The organism is Streptomyces sp. YJ-C3 (assembly GCF_053891275.1).
On sequence record NZ_CM132685.1, the window covers coordinates 8,850,522 to 8,868,133 of the forward strand.

Here is a 17,612-nt window from a genome sequence, read left to right on the forward strand (position 1 = left end):
GAGGGGCAACCCAGTTCTGGATCAACCACTCTCAGTTGGCTCAATCGCGTCGGTGTCGGCCGAGACCTCACCACCGAGGGCCTCTGCAATGGCCGCGAACTCACTCAACGCGGCCTGCAGATCCTCGACGATCTCCTGGGCGATCACCTCAGGCGGCAGCAGACTGTCGGCGTCGTCGAGTGCCGGGTCCGTCATCCAGGTGATATCCAGATTCACCTTGTCGCGGGCGATGAGCTCGTCGTAGTCGAAGGACTTGAAGCGCTCAGACTCCACCCGCTCGCTGCGCAACTTGCCGGGCAGGTACGCCTCAACGAACTCCTCCAGAGCCGCGCGGGTCAGCGGGTGTTGCTTGAGGGTGAAGTGCTTGGCGGTGCGGAAGTCGTAGACCCAGAGGCTTGAGGTGTTGTGGGCGCCCCCGCTGCGGGGCGGTTTTTTCTCGAAGAACAGGACGTTGGCCTTGACGCCGCCCGCGTAGAAAATGCCGGTGGGCAGGCGCAGGATGGTGTGCAGGTCGAACTCGTCGAGCAGGCGTCGACGTACCTTCTCCCCCGCGCCGCCTTCGAAGAGCACGTTGTCCGGCAGGACAACAGCCGCACGGCCGTTCATCTCCAGTTGCGACATGATGTGCTGAAGGAAGTTGAGCTGCTTGTTGGTGGTGGTGGCGCGGAAGTCGTCCCGCTCGTACGAGATGTCTTCCCTCTCGGCCTTGCCGTCCGTCCCGACGATCGTGATCGCGGACTTCTTACCGAAGGGCGGGTTGGCGAGTACGAGTGACGCATGGCGGTCGGGCTTGTCGGCGAGAGCGTCACCCACGGTGATGAGGGACTTGCCGTCGGCGTCACCGATGCCGTGCAACAGCATGTTCATGGCGGCCAGGCGGGCTGTGCCGGTGACCAGCTCGTTGCCCCAGATCTTGCCGGACCCGAGTTCGAGACGCTGCTCCCGTGACAAGTGCTGCATATGGTGCTTGCGGATGTAGCTGTGCGCCGCGATCAGGAAGCCGCCGGTACCGCAGGCGGGGTCGGTGATGGTGTCCTCGGGCCTCGGCTGCATCACGTCGACCATGGCGTCGATGAGCGCGCGGGGCGTGAAGTACTGGCCAGCACCCGTCTTGGTGTCCTCGGCGCCCTTGGCAAGCAGACCCTCGTAGGCGTCGCCCTTGAGGTCCGTCCCCTGGATCGTCCAGTCCTCCTTGCCGATCAGGTCGACGACCAGCTTTTCGAGCAGGGCGGGCTCGGTGATGCGGTTCTGGGACTTGGCGAAGATCGTGCCGAGGGTGGTGCCGGGGTTCTTGGCGAGCTCTTCGAGGGTCTTGCGGTAGTGGACTTCGAGGTCGATGCCCTTGAGACGGGCGAGGGACTGCCAGTCGTACGCGGCGGGTACGACGGTCTTGGCCTCCTGCTCCGTGAAGGGGTCGGAGGCGATCTCGTCGGCCATCTTGAGGAAGAGCAGGTACGAGAGCTGCTCGACGTACTCGATGGTGGACAGGCCGTTGTCCCTGAGGACATTGCAGTAGTTCCAAAGCTTGGCGACCAGGGTGTTGGTCTGCGCGTGCGCCAAGGCGGGGGATGCGGGGGTCACAGCGGAAGCTCCTGCTGAACGGAGTTGGTGGGGGCGGAATTTGAGGAAGCAGGCGGCGGGGGCGGTGCATCTGCGGTGGCCGCCTTGCGGGGGCGGCGAGTCGTCCGCTTGGGCTTGCCACCCGCGACCTCGCGATCGGCCCGGATGCGGTCAAGGAGGACTGAGGCGGGCTCGTCAGCGGGGTCCTGTGGGACGAGTTTGCCGCGGAACGCGCGAGTCAGCAGTGATTTCCGAAGTGTCATACATCGGTAAGACGAAAGAGTTATCACCTTCTCAGCGGCATCGATGGCGGAGAGCTTTTGTTGACATACCTCGATGATCTTCATCTGAGTGGCAAGTGAAGGAACAACCACAGGTAGAGCGCGGATAGAAGCGATGTTGACGCCCTTCACGGCAACACCGCGGGCGTGCGCTTTGAGATAACGCTGTGAAAAACTACTCTGCAGATAGAGGTGGAGATACTCGGGATCAAGCCCGGGCAGAGGAGCAATTCGAGCGACATCGCGGCTCACGTTGGCGCCGTTCAGCCCCTTCGAGACCACCGCAGAACGGTCGTATGAGCCTCTCACGGCAAGAAGGACATCGCCTGATTTAATCCTGGCCCCTGCAAATTGCGCGTCCAATTCTGCACTCGTCAGATGGAGTTCCTTTTCATGAAGTGAACATCCTTTCAGATCCTTTACTTCCACATATGGAACGGTGCCACCGCTCTTGACTTTGGGCGTCAAGATTCCGTAGCGGATGATTCGCATGGGGTCGGTGAGAGCTTCTAGACTGAACACGTTCCATCCCTGGGGGACAACTGGTACGTGATCAGCATCTGCCACAGCAGGCTCTTTGTACCTCCTCTCTCCATTTGCGGCTCTCCAGGATTCACGTCGTGAGGCAATGAAATCCGATACGTCGCCCGTGCTGTTGACGACCTTTCCCTCCGTAACGGCGGTGTGAAGGGCACGCCTCTGCAAGGGGATCAACGTTTGAGCATGGGCAAGGGACTGCGAGGCGGCGTCGAGGTGGGAGAGGCGAGCTTCGATTACCTCAACAATACGAAGCTGCTCCGCGAGAGGAGGCACTGGGATTGGCCAAGCTTTGAGAATTGTCTGGCTAATGTTTGGCTGGGCCCCACCTTTTCCAGCCTTACGGAGGGCATCGCGCTGAGACCGCAGGTACCAGAACAGGAAACGTTTGTCCATAAATTCTTGATGCGGGGTTGCGAACGCAACTGCCTGATTGGTGGTAAGCGGTCGCCCGGTGATGGCTAGCTTGCCAATCGTGGCACCGTACATGGCGATAAGCACGGATCCTTCAGGCACCCATTTTGCTGAGCTTGATTTCAGCCCCTCAGCCGTGATGCTGGACGTGGATGAGTAGATTGGCCCGTCGTTCAGATCGCCGCTAACAACCCACAGGATATCTCCGCCGTAAAACTGACTGACACCGCTCTTGGGCGTCCCCCCGCTGCCCCAACTGGCGACATCCCCCAGGGTGGCCCAAACCCACCTGCCCGGAAGCTCCATGTCACTCAACCCGCTCAAGCCAACTCTCGATTCAGCTCACCCAACAACGATCGAACATCCCGCCCCGGAAACGCGTGCGCGAACCCCCGGCCGCCACCCTTTCCCTTGAAAGGCTCGGCGTTGAACTCCGCCGTACTGATCCCGACGTCGCTCGCCACCACGTCCCGTATGGACCGCAGCCACCACAGCTGCTCGTCGGAGAAGTCCGCCCCCGCCTGCTGCTGCTTGAGCAGCCACCCCTCGAAGCGCACTTCCACCGTCTCACGGTATGGACGCAGCTCGTCGTCCACCCCGAGCTCGTACCGGATGAGCGAGATCAAGTCAGGGACTCCCGCCTCCCGGCCGCCGTCGGAGCGGACCGCCGCGCCCAGGTCCTCGTAATACGTCCATAGGGCCTGCGGCGTCCACGCGTACTGCGGGCGGCGGATCTCCAGTGCCAGTTCCTTCAGCGCGGCATACGCCTCCGCAGGGGAAACGGACCGGGGACTTGTCAGGGCAATACTGACCGCAGCGATTCGGTCGCGCTCGTCCTTCAGTAGCTGGCTCCAGCGGCCGACCTGCTCCCGGGCCCGCTCATCGCGCGGGATCTCGTCGAGATCCGTCACCTCAACAGCTGTGAACTCGTCGAAGAGGTAGTCCTTGTCCCGCCGGATCTCGATGATGTGCCGCCGAAGATCGGGATACTCCGTCAGCGGAGCGATTGCGTCCTCCACGAGCTGCCTGGCCGCCGCCTGGCCGCCCTGCTCCAGAGCCCGCTCCTGCCGGTCCGGATCCACTGCCTTCACAATGTCGCCCGCGATCTCGGAAAGGGTCTCCCCGCCTGAGGCGCGCGTCAGCTGCTCGCGCTCCTCCTCCGTCAACTGCTGGTTGAGCCGCGCCAGCCGTCCCGCCAGGATCTCGGCCTCACTCGCGCTGATCGATTTCGTACCGGCCTTGTCCAGCAGCTTGGCCAGTGAGACCTGCCGCTCGCCTGCCGGCACCAACGGCTTGGCATCCACCAGCGGGGAGTCCGTCACCCCAACCGCGTCGACGAGTACAAACCGGTCCTTGCGGACCGTCGCGTCTGCATCCGGTGTGACCTCCTGGAGCTCTGTCGCGTCGATGGTGCGAGCGCCGCGGCCCTTCATCTGCTCGAAGAGGACGGCACTGCGCACCTCGCGCAGGAAGATCACGCACTCCAGGGCCTTCACGTCCGTACCGGTCGCGATCATGTCGACGGTGACGGCGACCCGCATCCGGGGCGAGGTCCGCAGCGCTCGGATCAGCTCGTCCGGGTCCTCGCCGGCCTGGCGGCTCTTGTACGTGATCTTCTTCGCGAAGTCGTCGCCGCGCCCGAAGACCTCCTTGACCTGGGCGAGGACATCTTCCGCATGGTCCTCTCCGACCGCGAAGATCAGGGTCTTCGGAAGCTCAGTCCGGCCGGGGAACCAACGCCGCCAGTTGTCCCGGTACGCGGTGAGTACCGCCCGGATCTCGTCCACCGTCACCACCGAGCGGCCTATTTGCCCGGTCGTGTAGGTGAAGTCGTCGTCCAGTTCCTGGTAGCGCTGCCGCCGCGTCTTGCGGTCCTTGACCCGCACCGTCGTGCCCGACTCGATGGTCGCGGCGCCCTTCTCACGCAGGTCGGTGCGCATCCGTACGACGTCGAAGTCGACATTCACTCCGTCCGCGACGGCCTGCGGATAGGTGTACTCGGAGACCAGGTTGCGGCCGAAGAAACCGAGGGTCTGAAGTGTGGGGGTGGCGGTCAGACCGACCATGTGCGCGTCGAAGTACTCCAGCACGCCCCGCCACAGACCGTAGATCGAGCGGTGACACTCGTCCACGATGATCAGGTCAAAGGACTCGATCGGGACCTTCGGGTTGTAGGAGACCTCGATGGGCAGGTCCGTCGCATACGTGTCCTCATACGCCGTGCTGTCCGAAACCTCGTCTGCCTGCTCGTCATCAACAAGAGTCTCCCCGCGCAGCAGCGAGTACATCTTCTGGATCGTGCAGATGACCACCGACGAGGTTTCCTGGAGCCCCGCCGCCCCGAGCCGGTCCACGTTGTAGATGTCAGACAGTTTGCGGCCGTCGTCCGGCGTCGTGAACTTGCGAAACTCGTCGTATGCCTGCCTGCCCAAGTTGTTGCGGTCGACGAGGAATAGGACCCGGCGCGCCTTGGCGTACTTGAGCAGCCGGTAGGTCTGTGCCACGGCGGTGAAGGTCTTGCCCGCGCCCGTCGCCATCTGGATCAGTGCCCGCGACCGGTCCTCTCCCAGGGACTCCTCCAGGCCGCTGATGGCGTCGATCTGGGCGAGACGCAGCCCGTTCGGCTCCAGCATGGGCAGTCGGCGCAGGGCAGCCCGGAACGTTGGGGCGTCCGGTGCCTCGTCGGCACGCCGCATCCAGGCGGCTACCGTCTCGGGACGGTGGAAGGAGAACACCTCTCGGGAGCGGGCATCGGGGTCGAGGCGGTTGATGAAATAGGTCTCGGTGCCGGTCGTCGCGTAGCGGAACGCGAACGGCTCCGCCTCCCGCCAGACGGCGAGCCGGTGCTCCTTGAGGACACCGGCCGCGTACCGGTCGTTCTGCTCCACGGCGCTGGAGAGGTGATCTCCCTCTCGCTTGGCCTCGATCACACCGACGATCCTGCCGTCGAAATACAGGACGTAGTCCGCACGGCCTGTGGCCAGCGTGAACTCACGCACCGCCACGCCCGCGTTCCTTTTCGGACTGACCTGGTCGCGGTCCTGGACATCCCATCCCGCCGCGTGCAGCATCTCGTCGATGGCCTCGCGGGCCTGCACCTCGTTGAGCGCGGCGGGCCGCTGTGCGCGGTGGATGATCGCCTCGCGGCGCTTGGCGTCGACCTCACGCGGCTGCCTCCGGGCGGCCTCGTACTTCGCCTGCTGGGCGTCGCGCAGCTCTTCGATCCTGCTACTCAACTGCTCTACTCGGGCGAGCAGTTCGGTCTTGTTCGCGTCGGCGCTGGCGATCAGGCTCTCGGCCTCGGCCCGCGCCCTGCGCTCGGCCTCCAGCGCGTCGTCGGCTTCGGCGAGCCTCGTGCGGGCCTGCGTGAGCGCCTGACGGTGGCCGTCGAGGGCCTCGCGCAGCTCGGCCAGCTCGGCTGGGTCCGTGATCTGAGCGCTGTCACCGGGGTCCGTGGGCGGCACGAACTCGGCTACGGTCCGCCGGCCGTCGATGGCATCGTGGAACCAGAGGCCGAGCCGGTAGCAGATCCGTACGGCAGCCAGGGCCCGTGCCGTGTCGAAGAGATGGCTGTGGGCGGCCTTGTTGCGGTCGCGGCGCACCCGGTCGAAGTCTGCGCGGATCTCCGGAACGAGGACTCCGGCCCTGGTCAGAGCGGTCAACCGGTCGATCTGCTGGTCGCCCTCGATCCGCATCCCGATACGAGCGATCAGTTCCTCTGCGAGGACCTCGCCGAACTGGCCCGCCTGGACCAGGGAGGAATTGGGGTTCGTGAACACGGTCGCTTCGGCGGAAGCCCCGTACAGGGAGAGCAGCGGCTGGTGCTGATACAGCACCCCGAAGTTGGGTGAGCCCTTCGCGAAGTCACGAAGCCGGTCGTCCATGCCCTATCCCCCGCCGTCACGCCCTATCGGTCAAGGGCGTCAGCTTACGCAGCGGCGACGTGCGAAGGTGGGGATATCTCTGGTGCAAACGCTACTTCGTACCGAGACGAGAGCATCCCGGTAGAACGCGGCAGACCCCGTCGACGGCCTAACTGACCGTGCGATCGGGTCGTCCTGGAAGGGCGCTGACGACCTCTCGAACTGGTCGCCATGTCAACCACCATGAGTACCTGCGTGCCGATCGTTGCCGTCAGCCTTACCCGAGATACGGATGACCGCGGTGCTCCAAGAAATGCCGAAGCCTGAGCTGCTGAGTGTGATGCATCGGCAGTTCCTCCAGCTCTTCCAGACGGACAAACCTCACTTCGGTCGACTCATCAGAAATCGAGAGCTGACCACCGATGATGCGGGCGGTGAAACAGACATTGAACTGTCGCCGGACCTCGCCATCCGTGTACTCGATGATGTGCTTCGGGTCGGTGTACGTACCGACCAAGCCAGTGATCTCCACGTCGAGACCGGTCTCTTCCTTGACTTCTCGGACCGCCGTACCGGGTAGGGAATCGGTGAGGTCCATGCCTCCCCCCGGCAGTGCCCAGAGACCGTTGTCCCGACGACGCTGGAGCAAGATGCGCCCCTGCTCATCAGTCACGACCGCGGAGGCCGCGACAACCATGCTGTTCGGCTTGGGTGCGTTCGGGTCGTTGTAGTACTCGGTCCGCGACATTGTCACTCCTCCTGCGGTACCGGCTCCGCCGTCGCCCATACCGCGTCGAAGCTCTGCTCGTAGGTGTCGAACATGCCGCCTTCCCCGTTGCGACGGAGATGCCACACCGGGGCACCATAGGCGTTCACACCCCAGACGTGAGCGTTGATCAGCATCTGATCATCGGCGCGGTACAAGGAGTTGTAGAGCGTCGTTCCGTGGGTCCTTATCTCGATGCCGGGTACGCCTACCAGAGGGCGGTAGTGCATCAGCGCCAGTCGACACCGGGACTCGATGCCGTGGCCGAACCGCTCCTCCTGGCCGCGTGCCTGGACGTTCGAGCTGTCGGCGTCTCCTATCGCGATGCGAACGGAGCAGCCTTCGGCAGCACGCTCGCGAAGCAGATCGTTGAGCCGGGGGTACGCCTCGTGGAGGAAGACGGCCGCGTAAACCAACACGTCGATGTGCTCACGGGCCTGCGTCATCATGTCCACGAACGTGGATACGGGGAGGTCGGCACGTTGCTCGTAGAGGGCGACGAGCTCCGGGCTGATAGATCGGGCGGCGCGAGCCTGTCGCAGTGCCGGCCAGAGTGCGTGCACGTCTTCTCCTAGGGCTTCAGCCGCCTCCAAGGCTGTGGCACGGCGCGGCGTACGGCCCAGATTCACCCATCGCTCCACCGACTTGGGATCGACTTCAACTGCCTTCGCGAGGGCGGCATACGTCCAGCCTCCGGCCGCCATGACGGCACGTAGTCTCTCGTTCTGCATGAGTCTCCCCCTGGCTGTTGGGACGGCGCTAGGGACGTTCTACCCGACGCAGGACGTCCCGAAGTGGGGTTTGGGGGTTGTTCCTAGGTCCTGTCAGTTGATCTGAAGCTTCTCCGCATCGACACGGACGGATACGGACCGCTTACGGGTGATGCGGCTCTCCGGATCGGACCCGGTTCGTCCCATCTGCGAGTAGGAGGCACAAGTGGTCGACAAGGCGGCCCTACCGACTGTCGGCACCCTCGTGGTGGATGAACGCACCGACAAGGCCGGCATCGTCATGGGCCACGAGGGCCCATACGTACAACTGCGACCGCCGCGGGGCGGCATGGAGTGGGATGCCCCGCCCGAGGCACTCCGTGAGCCCACCCAAGCCGAAGAACTGAGCGCGAAGGTGTTCCTGGCCAACGAAGTGTCATGGGGGAACAGCCGGTGGGAAATGTGAGCCCTCGGGCCGTACAGCGATATGAGACGTGGACTCTCGAACCCGATCGGGAGCCTGACGCCGAACCCACGACGTACGCCATGCAGTGTGCAGTGGACGGCGAGACGTCACCGACCTGCGAGGACTTCGTCGAGCCCCAGGACTGGGTCCTCAAGCACTGCGGCAAGAACCCCTCACACCACACCTATCGCGAGATCATCACGCGGCCGTGGCGATCCTGGATGAGCGCATGATGCGCCGAACGATCAACCGGCTGGGGCAGTTCACGGGACCGCTACTGATCATCATGATCTCCGGATCAAGCGGTGTAGTCATCGGCGTCGCGCTGGCATCCAGAGCTTCGTCGTTCTGAACCCCCGTCCCCATCGACTGACGCCGATCAACGTGGTTCCCCCACGTTCTACGGGCTCGATGGGGACGGGTCCATATCTGCATCCGGCCTGCCCGGAACGCGCAGTCTCCGCCCTCGCCGTGCGCAAGGGCGCCTAGAGCAAGAGACCGGACCACCCCTCAGCCTGGACAGCATTCCGGGTGGTCCGGTCGCGGAAGCCCTGATCAGGACCCCGGTGCCGATGGTACCGGGGCGTTCGGCGTGCCCGAACTCGGGTGCGACTACAACCCCGGCTCGTAGCTACCGAGTTGGAGATGATCAATGATGCGGCGGAGTCCGTGGGAGCCCAGTCCTGACCCCAGCCACCGAAAGTCAGCCACGACGGCGGGACAGACGAACGAGCACCCGTCACGTGTGCCGCGAGCAACCCAGTTCCGGTCTCAGCCACCCCACTTGTTCACGTCACGGACTGTTCCACTGTCCGGCCTGGCCGTTGCCGACGCGACATGGCGACCGCGTTCGGGCTGCGCGTCTGTGGTCGGTGCGGCTATGGGGTGGCGGGCGGTCGAGTGGCGTGGTCGGGTCGGCACACGCTGGCTGGGCCCTGGTGCTCGGGGTGGTCAAGTTGCTTTCCGACCTTGCCGTCCGTCTCGGCGAAGCTGCGCGCTGAGCGGCGTGGGGTCGCCGCAGCGGTGGCGGAGACATGGAGCGGCGGCGGCCCCGGGCCGCCAGCGCGCGCGGTCCGCCGCAGGCGGGCCGCCTTGATCCAGTAAAGAAACTTTGGACAGCTCGCCCCTTGGGCCACTCCTCGCTGACCGCTTCTCGATACTTGGGCATCTATTGAGCCGTTCTGCGCTCCGGATCGCCAAAACTTATCCACAGGCGTTCTGGGTTTTCCTGAACTCGTCGGCACCGGACTGTCACACGGCGAGGCCTGGCCACACCTGTAGCAAGTGAAGGACCGAGCATCGGCGTAATAGCCGAAGCGGGCTACCGGGGAGCGTGTGACGGGACGCGAAAGCAAGTTGCATCACCGCGGTGCGGGAGGGCGTGAAGCCCTCAACCGCCCCGCGGGACGGGGCATCCCACGGGCCAGTGATCCGTGGTGGCGTGAGCAGTCAGATCAGCGCAACGAAGGGCGGGACCTGGTGGATGAGTCGGAGATAGCGACACTTGACGGTGAAGTGACGCGTCTCGTCGTGGAGGTGGCCGAACTGGCGTCACTCCTGGAGCAGGTGCGAGCGGAGATTAGGCGCCTTCGCCCTCGCCCTTCAGCTGCTGCATCAGCTCCAACAGGCTCTGCATCGTCTCGCGCATCTCGCCGACCTGGCCGCGCAGATCGGCAACCTCGGCGGAAAGGGACGCGATCCTAGAGCGCAGGCCTGCGGCGTTACCCTCCGAACCCTCCGACTCGGAGAGCTCCGGGTTCTCCGACCCGCCCTCTGACCCGGGGCCGGCGGCGGGGCGGCGAATGAAACTGCCCCGCCCCTGGACGCTGTAGATCAGTTCTTCGCTCTTCAGCAGCCGGAACGCGTTCTGGATGGTCGCGCTGGCCAGACCGAACTTCTCTTGGAGCTCACGGGAGGACGGGACCTTGTCCCCGGGACTCAGCTCACCGCTCTGGATCTGACGGCGGAGGTACTCAGCCACCTGCACGTAGGGCGGCCGTGAGTCGTCTTCCAGGGGCAGCGTCATGGCCCAAGAATACGGCGGCTACGCCTGCCCCACCTACGGAACACATGGGTAGCAGCAAACATCTAACACACGGGTGTTGCAGTACACCTAGCTGTTGTGGTTACCTCTTGTTGCGGCCGACACCCGGACCGCAGAACCAACCGAAGGGCTCTATCTGTCATGGCTATGACCTTCATCCGCGTCGGTCTGCTCGACTCCACGAATTTCATGGTCGGCACGCCTCCGGTGCCGAAGTGGAAGGACCAGGAGAACGGTGTGCGCGCCGTCGACCGCGAGACCGGCCAGCCGATGTTCGTCGTGACGCTCTTCCTGATGGAGGACGACCGGGCCGAGGCAATGAAGATCACCGTTCCGGCGGGAGGTCTGCCGAACGGTCTTCACCCCGGTCGCTTCGTGAAGCCGGTGGAGCTGTTCGCGATTCCGTGGGCCCGGATCTTCAACGACTCCCTTCAGGAGGGCGTCGCCTTCCGCTGCGCGTCCCTGGAGCTGGTCGCTGGCCCGGCGGTCCCGCAGGACGCTGCCGAGTCTGCGGCGGCGTAGGTCCAGCACTCCGAGACATCCCAGGGCGGCGGCCCTTGCCTTCTCACCTCTGCGGGGCAGGACGCCGCCCCTCTGGCGGCCAACTCCTCATAAACAGAAGGACGCAGTGATGAACGGAATCAACGAAGCCTTCGGCTGGGTCAGCGGTGCTGTCTGGCTGGGTCTCATAGTGATCACCCTGTGGGCGGTGGCATGGGTGGTCCGCTACCTGCGAGCGACGCCCATGGAACGCCGCAGCATCCGCCTGGCCGTGCGCATCCGGTGGGGATGGAAGCGGCTGGCGCCGATGGTCGGGCTGTCCGTCACCGACAAGATGCCAACCGCCGTGGCCTCCCTCACCAGCGGTGACAAGGTCGTGAAACCCCGCGTTCTGGTGCCAACCCTCAAGGTCGTCCCGGATGAGTTCGGGGTCATCGTGCGGGCGGGCTGCTTGCCACAGGTGGGCCTGAAGGAATTCCAGAAGGCGGCCCCGTATCTGGCCGACGCATGGCGCATGACCCGGGTCTCAGTCCTGCCGGACAAGCCGGGTCAGGTCCTCATCCGCGGCGTACGAGTCGACCCGCTCGTCACCTCGACCACGCACACCCCAACGGGGCAGGCGCCGCAGAAGATGGCCCTGTGGGATCTGGGTCTGGACGAGTTCGGCATGCCTGTCAGCGTGCCGCTGTCGGAAGTTCCCGGCGTGACGATGGCGGGCCTGCCCGGCTTCGGGAAGACGTCTGCGGTCAACCGTCTGATCTGTGACTGGGCCCCGTCACCGGCCGTGCAGTTCAACGTGTTCGACGGCAAGGTGTCGCATGCCTACGAGGGGGACTACGCCGATCTTGTGGACCGGCTGTTCGCCTTCGTCGGTGACGACCTGGAGGCAGCGAACAAGGAGCTGAAGCGGCTGGTCGAGCTACGCCGTGCCCGCTCTTCCTGTCAGAAGCAGATCCGGGGCGTCAAGAACTTCTGGCACGCCGGGCCCACAGAAGAGTGGCCGCTGATCGTGACCATCATCGACGAAGCACACACCTACTTTCGCGACCACAAGGGTTCTGACGCGCAGACGAAGCGACTGGCCGCCCTGGCTGCTGAGAACGCTCGCCTGGCGGAAGACCTCACCAAGAAGGGGCGAGCGCTTGGCTTCCTAACTCTGATCATCACTCAGAAGACCACCGGCGACGCCATCCCTACCTTCATCAGGGACGTGTGTCCGGTCGGCCTGTCATTCGCCCAGAAGACTGCCGACGCCGCGGTTGCCGCCCTCGGAGACGACATCCGTCAGTGGCCCGAAGCCAACCCGGTCACGCTCCAAGACGCCGCCTATGTAGGGGTGGCGGTCATGAACGCCCATGGTCGCCCCGGCTTCGTCCGCATCCGCACCCCGTTCGTGGCCGACGAGCACGCCGCCCGCATAGCTGCCGAGACAGCACACCTCACCCGTGACCCCGGCCGGCTCCTCGAAGGCCTCACCGGTCAGGACCCCGTAGACCTCGCCAAGGCCCTTCCAGAAACGGCCTGAACGTCACTACCGCCTACGCCCTCGAAAGGAGGTGAAACCCCATGTCGGAAGACAGGATCACGCAACGCACGGTCACCGTGGTCATGGCTGTCATCGCCCTACTGGCCTTCGTTTTCTCCTTCGGCAACGTCTGGAACCTCGCCCTACGTCTCGACGTTCCCGGCTCCGTCGCACCGCTCATCGCCCCGATGGTGGACCTGTCCGTGGTCGGCCTCCTGGTCGCCCTGCGGTACCTGTCCCTGCGCGGAGTCCCGGCCGGTGAACTCAAAGCGGCCACCCGCCTCATGCACGTCTCTGGCTTCTTCACCCTCGCCCTGAACGTGGCTGAACCCATCATCTCCGGGCACTACGGCCGCGCCTGCGTGGACGCCGTAGCTCCCCTGCTCCTCCTCGGCTGGGGCGCGGTCGGCCCTGCCCTCCTGCGCCACTTCCACGCGGTCGCCACCCCTGCCGACACGCCGACCGAATCCCCTGCGGTGCTGACCGACGCAGCACAGGCGCCGGGCCAAACGGCACTGCCCGCACCCGCCGAAGCCGCCCAACCTGCGGCGTCCCCCTCCCCGCTGCCCGTCGCCGACCCGGCCCAAGCCGCCCCCGTGCCCCAGGGCCTTCTGGAAGCCGCACGTGAGATCGCGGCCGACCACACCGCGACCCACGGCCAGCCCATCACTGCCTCGCAGCTCAAGGCTCGGCTCGGCGTCGGCCTTCCCCTGGCCAAGGCTGCGCACGCCGCCCTGACCGCCTGACCTTCGGCCGGCTTCGGCCCCACTCTCTGCCCCTGCCCTACCGGGCCCGGTTCGTCATGCCTCCGGGCAGCAGCAAACCCCCTCGGTTGCTGCCCGGCGGTCCCTGCCCCGCCAGAAGGGATACCTGCACGCCATGGCCCGCGAAATCGGCCTGCACCACGTGATCAGCCCCGCAATCCGCGACCTTCTCGCCCTCGCGAACGGCGACGACTTCGACCGCGTCACCGAACAAGTCCGCAACCTGCGTGGCTGCACCAACCCCGTGAACCTGCACGGCTGGACAACCACCACCGACGCGACCACCAAGCAAGCGGTCCGCTCCTACCGCTCCGAGGACGAACCCTCCGGACGGCTACTGACCACCTGCGGAAACCGCCGCTCCTCCCGCTGCCCTGCCTGTTCTCGGGTGTACGCCGCCGACACGTACCACCTCATCAAGGCCGGGCTGTCCGGCGGCAAGAGCGTCGCCGAAACCGTCCGCGACCACCCCCGCGCCTTCGTCACCCTCACCGCCCCGTCCTTCGGCCCCGTTCACAACCGCCCTACGACGAAGGCAGGTGAGCCCCGCCCCTGCGCATGCGGCGCAAGCCACCCACAGGACGCTCCCGAACTCGGCACCCCACTCAGCCCAGCAAGCTACGACTACACCGGCGCCGTTCTGTGGAATGCCCACGCCGGGGCGCTCTGGGCACGCTTCACCACCTACATGCGGCGTGCCCTCGCCAAGCACCTCGGCATGACACAGAAGGCACTGAACGCTGCCCTCCGGGTCTCCTTCGCCAAGGTCGCCGAGTACCAGCAACGCGGCCTGGTCCACTTTCACGCGGTCGTCCGCTTCGACGGTCCCGACGGCCACACCACCTCGCCCCCGGCCTGGGCCACCTTCGACGCCCTTCAGGCGGCTGTCGGCCTGGCGGTCGAGCGTGCCAGTCTCCTCGTCGAGTCGGACGCGGTCGGCGAACGCGTCATCAAGTGGGGCGACCGCTTCAAGGTGGACCAGATCTCCGCCCTGGGCGACGGTGAACTTACCGATGCCAAGGTCGCCGGGTACGTCGCCAAGTACGCCACCAAGAACGCCGAAGGCGCGGGCACGGTTGACCGCACCCTGATGTGTCGCCCCTGCACGGGGCGCGGTTACGTGCGCGGCCCTGACGGTTTCCTCGACCTGTGCGAGGACTGCGACGGCACCGGCCAAGCAGAACCCCTCACCGGCCTGCCCGTACAGCAGCACGCCCGGCAGATGATCCGCACAGCTTGGGCGCTGGGCCACCTCCCGGAGTTCACCCACCTCAAGCTCTGGAAGTGGGCTCACATGCTCGGCTTCCGCGGCCACTTCTCCAGCAAATCCCGCGCCTACTCCACCACCCTCGGCGCCCTCCGCGACGTCCGCCGGGCCTGGCGCACCGCACAGGCCGAAGCTGCCCGCGTTCGCGCCGGCCTCCCCGTCGACGACGAGAACACCACCCTCGTCACCACCTCTTCGTGGACCTACCTCAGCAGCGGCTACCGCCCCGGTGAAGAACTTCTCGCCGCCCAGGTCCGCCACGACATGGAGCACGCCGAACGCTGCAAGCACGAAGGGCTGATGCCCGCATGACGACAGCCGTGCTCACCGTGGACCAAGTCGCCGCGCGCCTCGGCATCAGCCGCTGGAAGGTCCACGACCTGATCCGCTCCCGCGAACTCGCCTCTTTCAAGATCGGCCGCTGTCGACGCATCAGTGACGCCGCCGTAGACGCGTACGTGTCCCTCCGCACCGAACAGGAAGCCGCCTGATGGCCAAGCCCAAGAAGAACGCCAATAACGAAGGCACCATCTACCAGCGCAAGGACGGGCGTTGGGAAGGCAGCGCGTACGTACTCACGACTGACGGCACGTACAAGCGGCGCAGCGTCTACGGGAAGACCTGGGACGAAGCGCACGAGAAGCTGACCAGACTCAAGGCCGACTCGCTCAACGGCCTTCCAGTGGCCACCAGCAAGATGACGGTCTCCGAGTACCTCGGGTACTGGCTGCTGAACGTCGCCAGAGGCAAGGTCCGGCGGACGACCTACGTCAACTACGAGTCCCTCGTTCGCAACTACGTCACTCCGGAGTTCGGCAGGAAGAAGCTGGTCCGGCTCACTGCTCGCGACATCCGGGCCTTCCTCGTGAAGACGGCCGCCACGTGTCAGTGCTGCGCACAGCACAAGGACAAGAAGCGGCCCGAGCACAAGCGGCGCTGCTGCGCCCTCGGCAAGTGCTGCACGAAGCTCCCGTCTGATCGGACCGTGCGCTTCCTTCTGGTGATCCTGCGTGCCGCACTCCAGCACGCCGTGCGCGAAGACGAGCTGCCGCGCAACGTGGCCCGGAACGTGGAGCTGAGCATGGGAACGAAGCGCGAGATCGAACCGCTCACGGTTAAGGAAGGACGCATGCTCCTGGCGGCCGCGCGGGAGAACCGGCTGTGGGCCGCTTACGAGGTGGCGGTTCGAATCGGCCTGCGTCGCGGGGAGCTGCTCGGGCTGCGCTGGTCGGACATGGACCTTCACGAAGGTGTCCTCACCGTCCGCCAGGCGCTCCAGCGGGTTGGCGGCGAACTGCTGATCGTCGCGCCGAAGACACAGCGGTCAGCTCGTCGCGTGGCCCTGCCGTCCGAGTGTGTGACCGCGCTCCGGGCTCAGCGTGCCCAGCAGATCGCCGACAAGAAAGCCGCGGGCGATGCCTGGAAGGGCACAGGCCACGGCCTGGTCTTCACCACAAGGAACGGCACGCCCATCGAGCCGCGCAACCTGAACCGGTCCTTCGAGGTCCTCTGCGCCCGGGCCGGCGTTCGCAAGGTCCGCTTCCACGACCTGCGCCACACCTGCGCGTCGCTCCTGCACGAACAGGGAGCCGACGCCCGCATGATCATGGAAGTCCTCGGCCACAGCTCGATCCGCGTGACCATGGACATCTACACGTTCGTCCGGCTCGAATCGCAGCGCTCGGCGTTCGATCGAGTGGGGGACGCTCTCCGGGGCGACGGCAATACGCCGGACGATGACGACGGCGCGGCCGGCGCCCCCGTAGCCATCTGAACCGACCCCGGCATTCGGTTGCCGTCAACCACTGCCGTCACGACATACGCCAGAGGCCCCGTGGATTTCTCCACGGGGCCTCTGGTCTGGTGTGCACTCGGCAGGATTCGAACCTGCAACCTTCTGATCCGTAGTCAGATGCTCTATCCGTTAAGCTACGAGTGCTTGTCTTTAGTTTTCGTCTCCGCTCCCCGGCCTTTCGGCCCGCTCGCGGCGACAGGAAGAACATTACATGACTGCCGCCGCCATGTGAAATCCGTTTGCCGCACCCGTTGTGACCTGCGAAAACGCGCCCACGGCCGGGAGGAAACGCCGAAGCCCCGGTCCGTGTGGACCGGGGCTTCGGATCTTGGGGCGGAGGCGGAGGGATTTGAACCCTCGATGGGATTTAAGTCCCAAACCGCATTAGCAGTGCGGCGCCATAGACCGGACTAGGCGACGCCTCCAGCACAACCGTCCGCGCGAGCGCGATGCGGTGCGTGCAGATGATGACACAGTTGAGCGCCGTGTCACCAATCGCCTCCCACGGTACTAGGAGGGCAGGCCAGAGGGCAAAGCCCTGGCCGGGGCGCAACGTCGTGGCGGGCACGCGCGTTAGGCACGGCATGTTGCTGCGTCGTCTGTCGTCCCGCCTGCTGCTCACCGCCGCCTCGGCCGCGGCCCTCGCCGCCGTGCCCGTCTCCGCGCACGCCGACACCGGCCCGACGCGGATGCCGCCGCCCCCGTTCGGCGCGCCGGACGGCCCCGGCGGCGACCACCTGACCGTCACCGTCGCCGACTCGGGCAACGGCAGCGACGGCACCCGCGAGCTGGAGTGCGGGCCCGCCGGCGGCACCCACTCCGACCCGGGCGCGGCCTGCGACCGGCTCGACGAGCTCGCGGGCGACGGCCAGGACCCGTTCGCGCCGGTGCCCAAGGGATCGCTCTGCACGATGCAGTACGGCGGGGCCGCCACCGCGCACATCACCGGGACCTGGCACGGGCGGGCCGTCGACGCCACTTACAAGCTGACGGACGGCTGCGAGATCTCCCGCTGGAACCGGCTGGTGCCCGTGCTGCCTGCGACCGCGCCGTGACCGTGGGTCCAACGGTCACATCGCCATGACCCGGCGTGCACCGGGTCCGCACATCCTCTACGTG

Annotated in this window: 15 protein-coding genes and 2 tRNA genes; 9 read left to right on the plus strand and 8 right to left on the minus strand. The window is 65.7% G+C overall.

Annotation, left to right across the window (positions count from 1 at the left end):
* Nucleotides 1–21 precede the first annotated feature (21 nt).
* From ACVHNB_RS40280 to ACVHNB_RS40300, 5 genes are all read right to left on the minus strand, one after another.
* A complete protein-coding gene (locus ACVHNB_RS40280; protein ID WP_456227086.1) occupies nt 22–1,581 on the minus strand; it encodes a type I restriction-modification system subunit M in 1,560 nt (519 codons plus the stop codon).
* The gene (locus tag ACVHNB_RS40285) at nt 1,578–3,098 is read right to left on the minus strand and encodes a restriction endonuclease subunit S (RefSeq protein WP_456227087.1); all 1,521 of its coding nucleotides are present in this window, start codon (nt 3,096–3,098) and stop codon (nt 1,578–1,580) included. Before ACVHNB_RS40285 ends, ACVHNB_RS40280 begins: the two co-directional genes overlap by 4 nt.
* 14 nt (nt 3,099–3,112) lie before the next feature.
* The gene (locus ACVHNB_RS40290; protein WP_456227088.1) at nt 3,113–6,676 is read right to left on the minus strand and encodes a DEAD/DEAH box helicase family protein; all 3,564 of its coding nucleotides are present in this window, start codon (nt 6,674–6,676) and stop codon (nt 3,113–3,115) included.
* Between the two features lie 256 nt (nt 6,677–6,932).
* Nucleotides 6,933–7,403: an NUDIX domain-containing protein gene (locus tag ACVHNB_RS40295; RefSeq protein ID WP_456227089.1), complete on the minus strand. Its 471-nt coding sequence runs from the start codon at nt 7,401–7,403 to the stop codon at nt 6,933–6,935.
* A 2-nt stretch (nt 7,404–7,405) separates the two neighbouring features.
* Nucleotides 7,406–8,152 carry an XRE family transcriptional regulator gene (locus tag ACVHNB_RS40300; RefSeq protein WP_456227090.1) on the minus strand — a complete coding sequence of 249 codons (747 nt, stop codon included), beginning with the start codon at nt 8,150–8,152 and terminating at the stop codon, nt 7,406–7,408.
* A gap of 205 nt (nt 8,153–8,357) precedes the next feature.
* Between ACVHNB_RS40300 and ACVHNB_RS40305 the strand changes: the two genes are divergently transcribed.
* On the plus strand, nt 8,358–8,597 hold the full coding sequence (locus ACVHNB_RS40305; protein ID WP_456229015.1) for a hypothetical protein: 240 nt from the start codon (nt 8,358–8,360) through the stop codon (nt 8,595–8,597).
* Nucleotides 8,570–8,830 carry a DUF7848 domain-containing protein gene (locus ACVHNB_RS40310; protein ID WP_456227091.1) on the plus strand — a complete coding sequence of 87 codons (261 nt, stop codon included), beginning with the start codon at nt 8,570–8,572 and terminating at the stop codon, nt 8,828–8,830. Before ACVHNB_RS40305 ends, ACVHNB_RS40310 begins: the two co-directional genes overlap by 28 nt.
* A 1,346-nt stretch (nt 8,831–10,176) precedes the next feature.
* Here ACVHNB_RS40310 and ACVHNB_RS40315 read toward each other — a convergent pair.
* A complete protein-coding gene (locus ACVHNB_RS40315) occupies nt 10,177–10,623 on the minus strand; it encodes a GntR family transcriptional regulator (RefSeq protein ID WP_456227092.1) in 447 nt (148 codons plus the stop codon).
* A gap of 159 nt (nt 10,624–10,782) precedes the next feature.
* On the opposite strand from ACVHNB_RS40315, the gene ACVHNB_RS40320 reads away from it, so the two are divergent.
* The 6 genes from ACVHNB_RS40320 to ACVHNB_RS40345 all read left to right on the plus strand — a co-directional run bounded on the left by ACVHNB_RS40320 (nt 10,783) and on the right by ACVHNB_RS40345 (nt 16,472).
* On the plus strand, nt 10,783–11,163 hold the full coding sequence (locus ACVHNB_RS40320) for a hypothetical protein (RefSeq protein WP_266741398.1): 381 nt from the start codon (nt 10,783–10,785) through the stop codon (nt 11,161–11,163).
* A gap of 109 nt (nt 11,164–11,272) precedes the next feature.
* Nucleotides 11,273–12,667 carry an FtsK/SpoIIIE domain-containing protein gene (locus tag ACVHNB_RS40325; protein ID WP_456227093.1) on the plus strand — a complete coding sequence of 465 codons (1,395 nt, stop codon included), beginning with the start codon at nt 11,273–11,275 and terminating at the stop codon, nt 12,665–12,667.
* Between the two features lie 41 nt (nt 12,668–12,708).
* On the plus strand, nt 12,709–13,413 hold the full coding sequence (locus ACVHNB_RS40330) for a DUF2637 domain-containing protein (RefSeq protein WP_456227094.1): 705 nt from the start codon (nt 12,709–12,711) through the stop codon (nt 13,411–13,413).
* Nucleotides 13,414–13,546: 133 nt separating this feature from the next.
* A complete protein-coding gene (locus tag ACVHNB_RS40335; protein ID WP_456227095.1) occupies nt 13,547–15,010 on the plus strand; it encodes a replication initiator in 1,464 nt (487 codons plus the stop codon).
* Nucleotides 15,007–15,189, plus strand: coding sequence for a helix-turn-helix domain-containing protein (locus ACVHNB_RS40340; RefSeq protein ID WP_456227096.1), 183 nt, complete (start codon nt 15,007–15,009; stop codon nt 15,187–15,189). The genes ACVHNB_RS40335 and ACVHNB_RS40340 overlap by 4 nt, the downstream gene beginning before the upstream one ends.
* On the plus strand, nt 15,189–16,472 hold the full coding sequence (locus tag ACVHNB_RS40345; protein WP_456227097.1) for a tyrosine-type recombinase/integrase: 1,284 nt from the start codon (nt 15,189–15,191) through the stop codon (nt 16,470–16,472). The genes ACVHNB_RS40340 and ACVHNB_RS40345 overlap by 1 nt, the downstream gene beginning before the upstream one ends.
* Nucleotides 16,473–16,564: 92 nt before the next feature.
* Here the strand turns inward: ACVHNB_RS40345 and ACVHNB_RS40350 are convergent.
* Both ACVHNB_RS40350 and ACVHNB_RS40355 read right to left on the minus strand, forming a co-directional pair.
* Nucleotides 16,565–16,637, minus strand: a tRNA-Arg gene (locus ACVHNB_RS40350).
* Between the two features lie 190 nt (nt 16,638–16,827).
* Nucleotides 16,828–16,918: transfer RNA gene (locus tag ACVHNB_RS40355), tRNA-Ser, on the minus strand.
* A 159-nt stretch (nt 16,919–17,077) separates the two neighbouring features.
* Between ACVHNB_RS40355 and ACVHNB_RS40360 the strand changes: the two genes are divergently transcribed.
* Complete coding sequence (locus tag ACVHNB_RS40360) at nt 17,078–17,548, plus strand: SSI family serine proteinase inhibitor (protein ID WP_456227098.1); 471 nt, start codon at nt 17,078–17,080, stop codon at nt 17,546–17,548.
* The last annotated feature ends 64 nt before the right edge of the window (nt 17,549–17,612 follow it).

Excerpts from the sequence above, each read along its gene's own strand:
- ACVHNB_RS40285 (WP_456227087.1), bottom strand. The coding sequence starts at position 3,098 with ATGGAGCTTCCGGGCAGGTGGGTTTGGGCCACCCTGGGGGATGTCGCC.
- ACVHNB_RS40290 (WP_456227088.1), bottom strand. The coding sequence starts at position 6,676 with ATGGACGACCGGCTTCGTGACTTCGCGAAGGGCTCACCCAACTTCGGG.
- ACVHNB_RS40295 (WP_456227089.1), bottom strand. The coding sequence starts at position 7,403 with ATGTCGCGGACCGAGTACTACAACGACCCGAACGCACCCAAGCCGAAC.
- ACVHNB_RS40300 (WP_456227090.1), bottom strand. The coding sequence starts at position 8,152 with ATGCAGAACGAGAGACTACGTGCCGTCATGGCGGCCGGAGGCTGGACG.
- ACVHNB_RS40310 (WP_456227091.1), top strand. The coding sequence starts at position 8,570 with ATGGGGGAACAGCCGGTGGGAAATGTGAGCCCTCGGGCCGTACAGCGA.
- ACVHNB_RS40315 (WP_456227092.1), bottom strand. The coding sequence starts at position 10,623 with ATGACGCTGCCCCTGGAAGACGACTCACGGCCGCCCTACGTGCAGGTG.
- ACVHNB_RS40320 (WP_266741398.1), top strand. The coding sequence starts at position 10,783 with ATGGCTATGACCTTCATCCGCGTCGGTCTGCTCGACTCCACGAATTTC.
- ACVHNB_RS40325 (WP_456227093.1), top strand. The coding sequence starts at position 11,273 with ATGAACGGAATCAACGAAGCCTTCGGCTGGGTCAGCGGTGCTGTCTGG.
- ACVHNB_RS40330 (WP_456227094.1), top strand. The coding sequence starts at position 12,709 with ATGTCGGAAGACAGGATCACGCAACGCACGGTCACCGTGGTCATGGCT.
- ACVHNB_RS40335 (WP_456227095.1), top strand. The coding sequence starts at position 13,547 with ATGGCCCGCGAAATCGGCCTGCACCACGTGATCAGCCCCGCAATCCGC.
- ACVHNB_RS40340 (WP_456227096.1), top strand. The coding sequence starts at position 15,007 with ATGACGACAGCCGTGCTCACCGTGGACCAAGTCGCCGCGCGCCTCGGC.
- ACVHNB_RS40345 (WP_456227097.1), top strand. The coding sequence starts at position 15,189 with ATGGCCAAGCCCAAGAAGAACGCCAATAACGAAGGCACCATCTACCAG.
- ACVHNB_RS40360 (WP_456227098.1), top strand. The coding sequence starts at position 17,078 with ATGTTGCTGCGTCGTCTGTCGTCCCGCCTGCTGCTCACCGCCGCCTCG.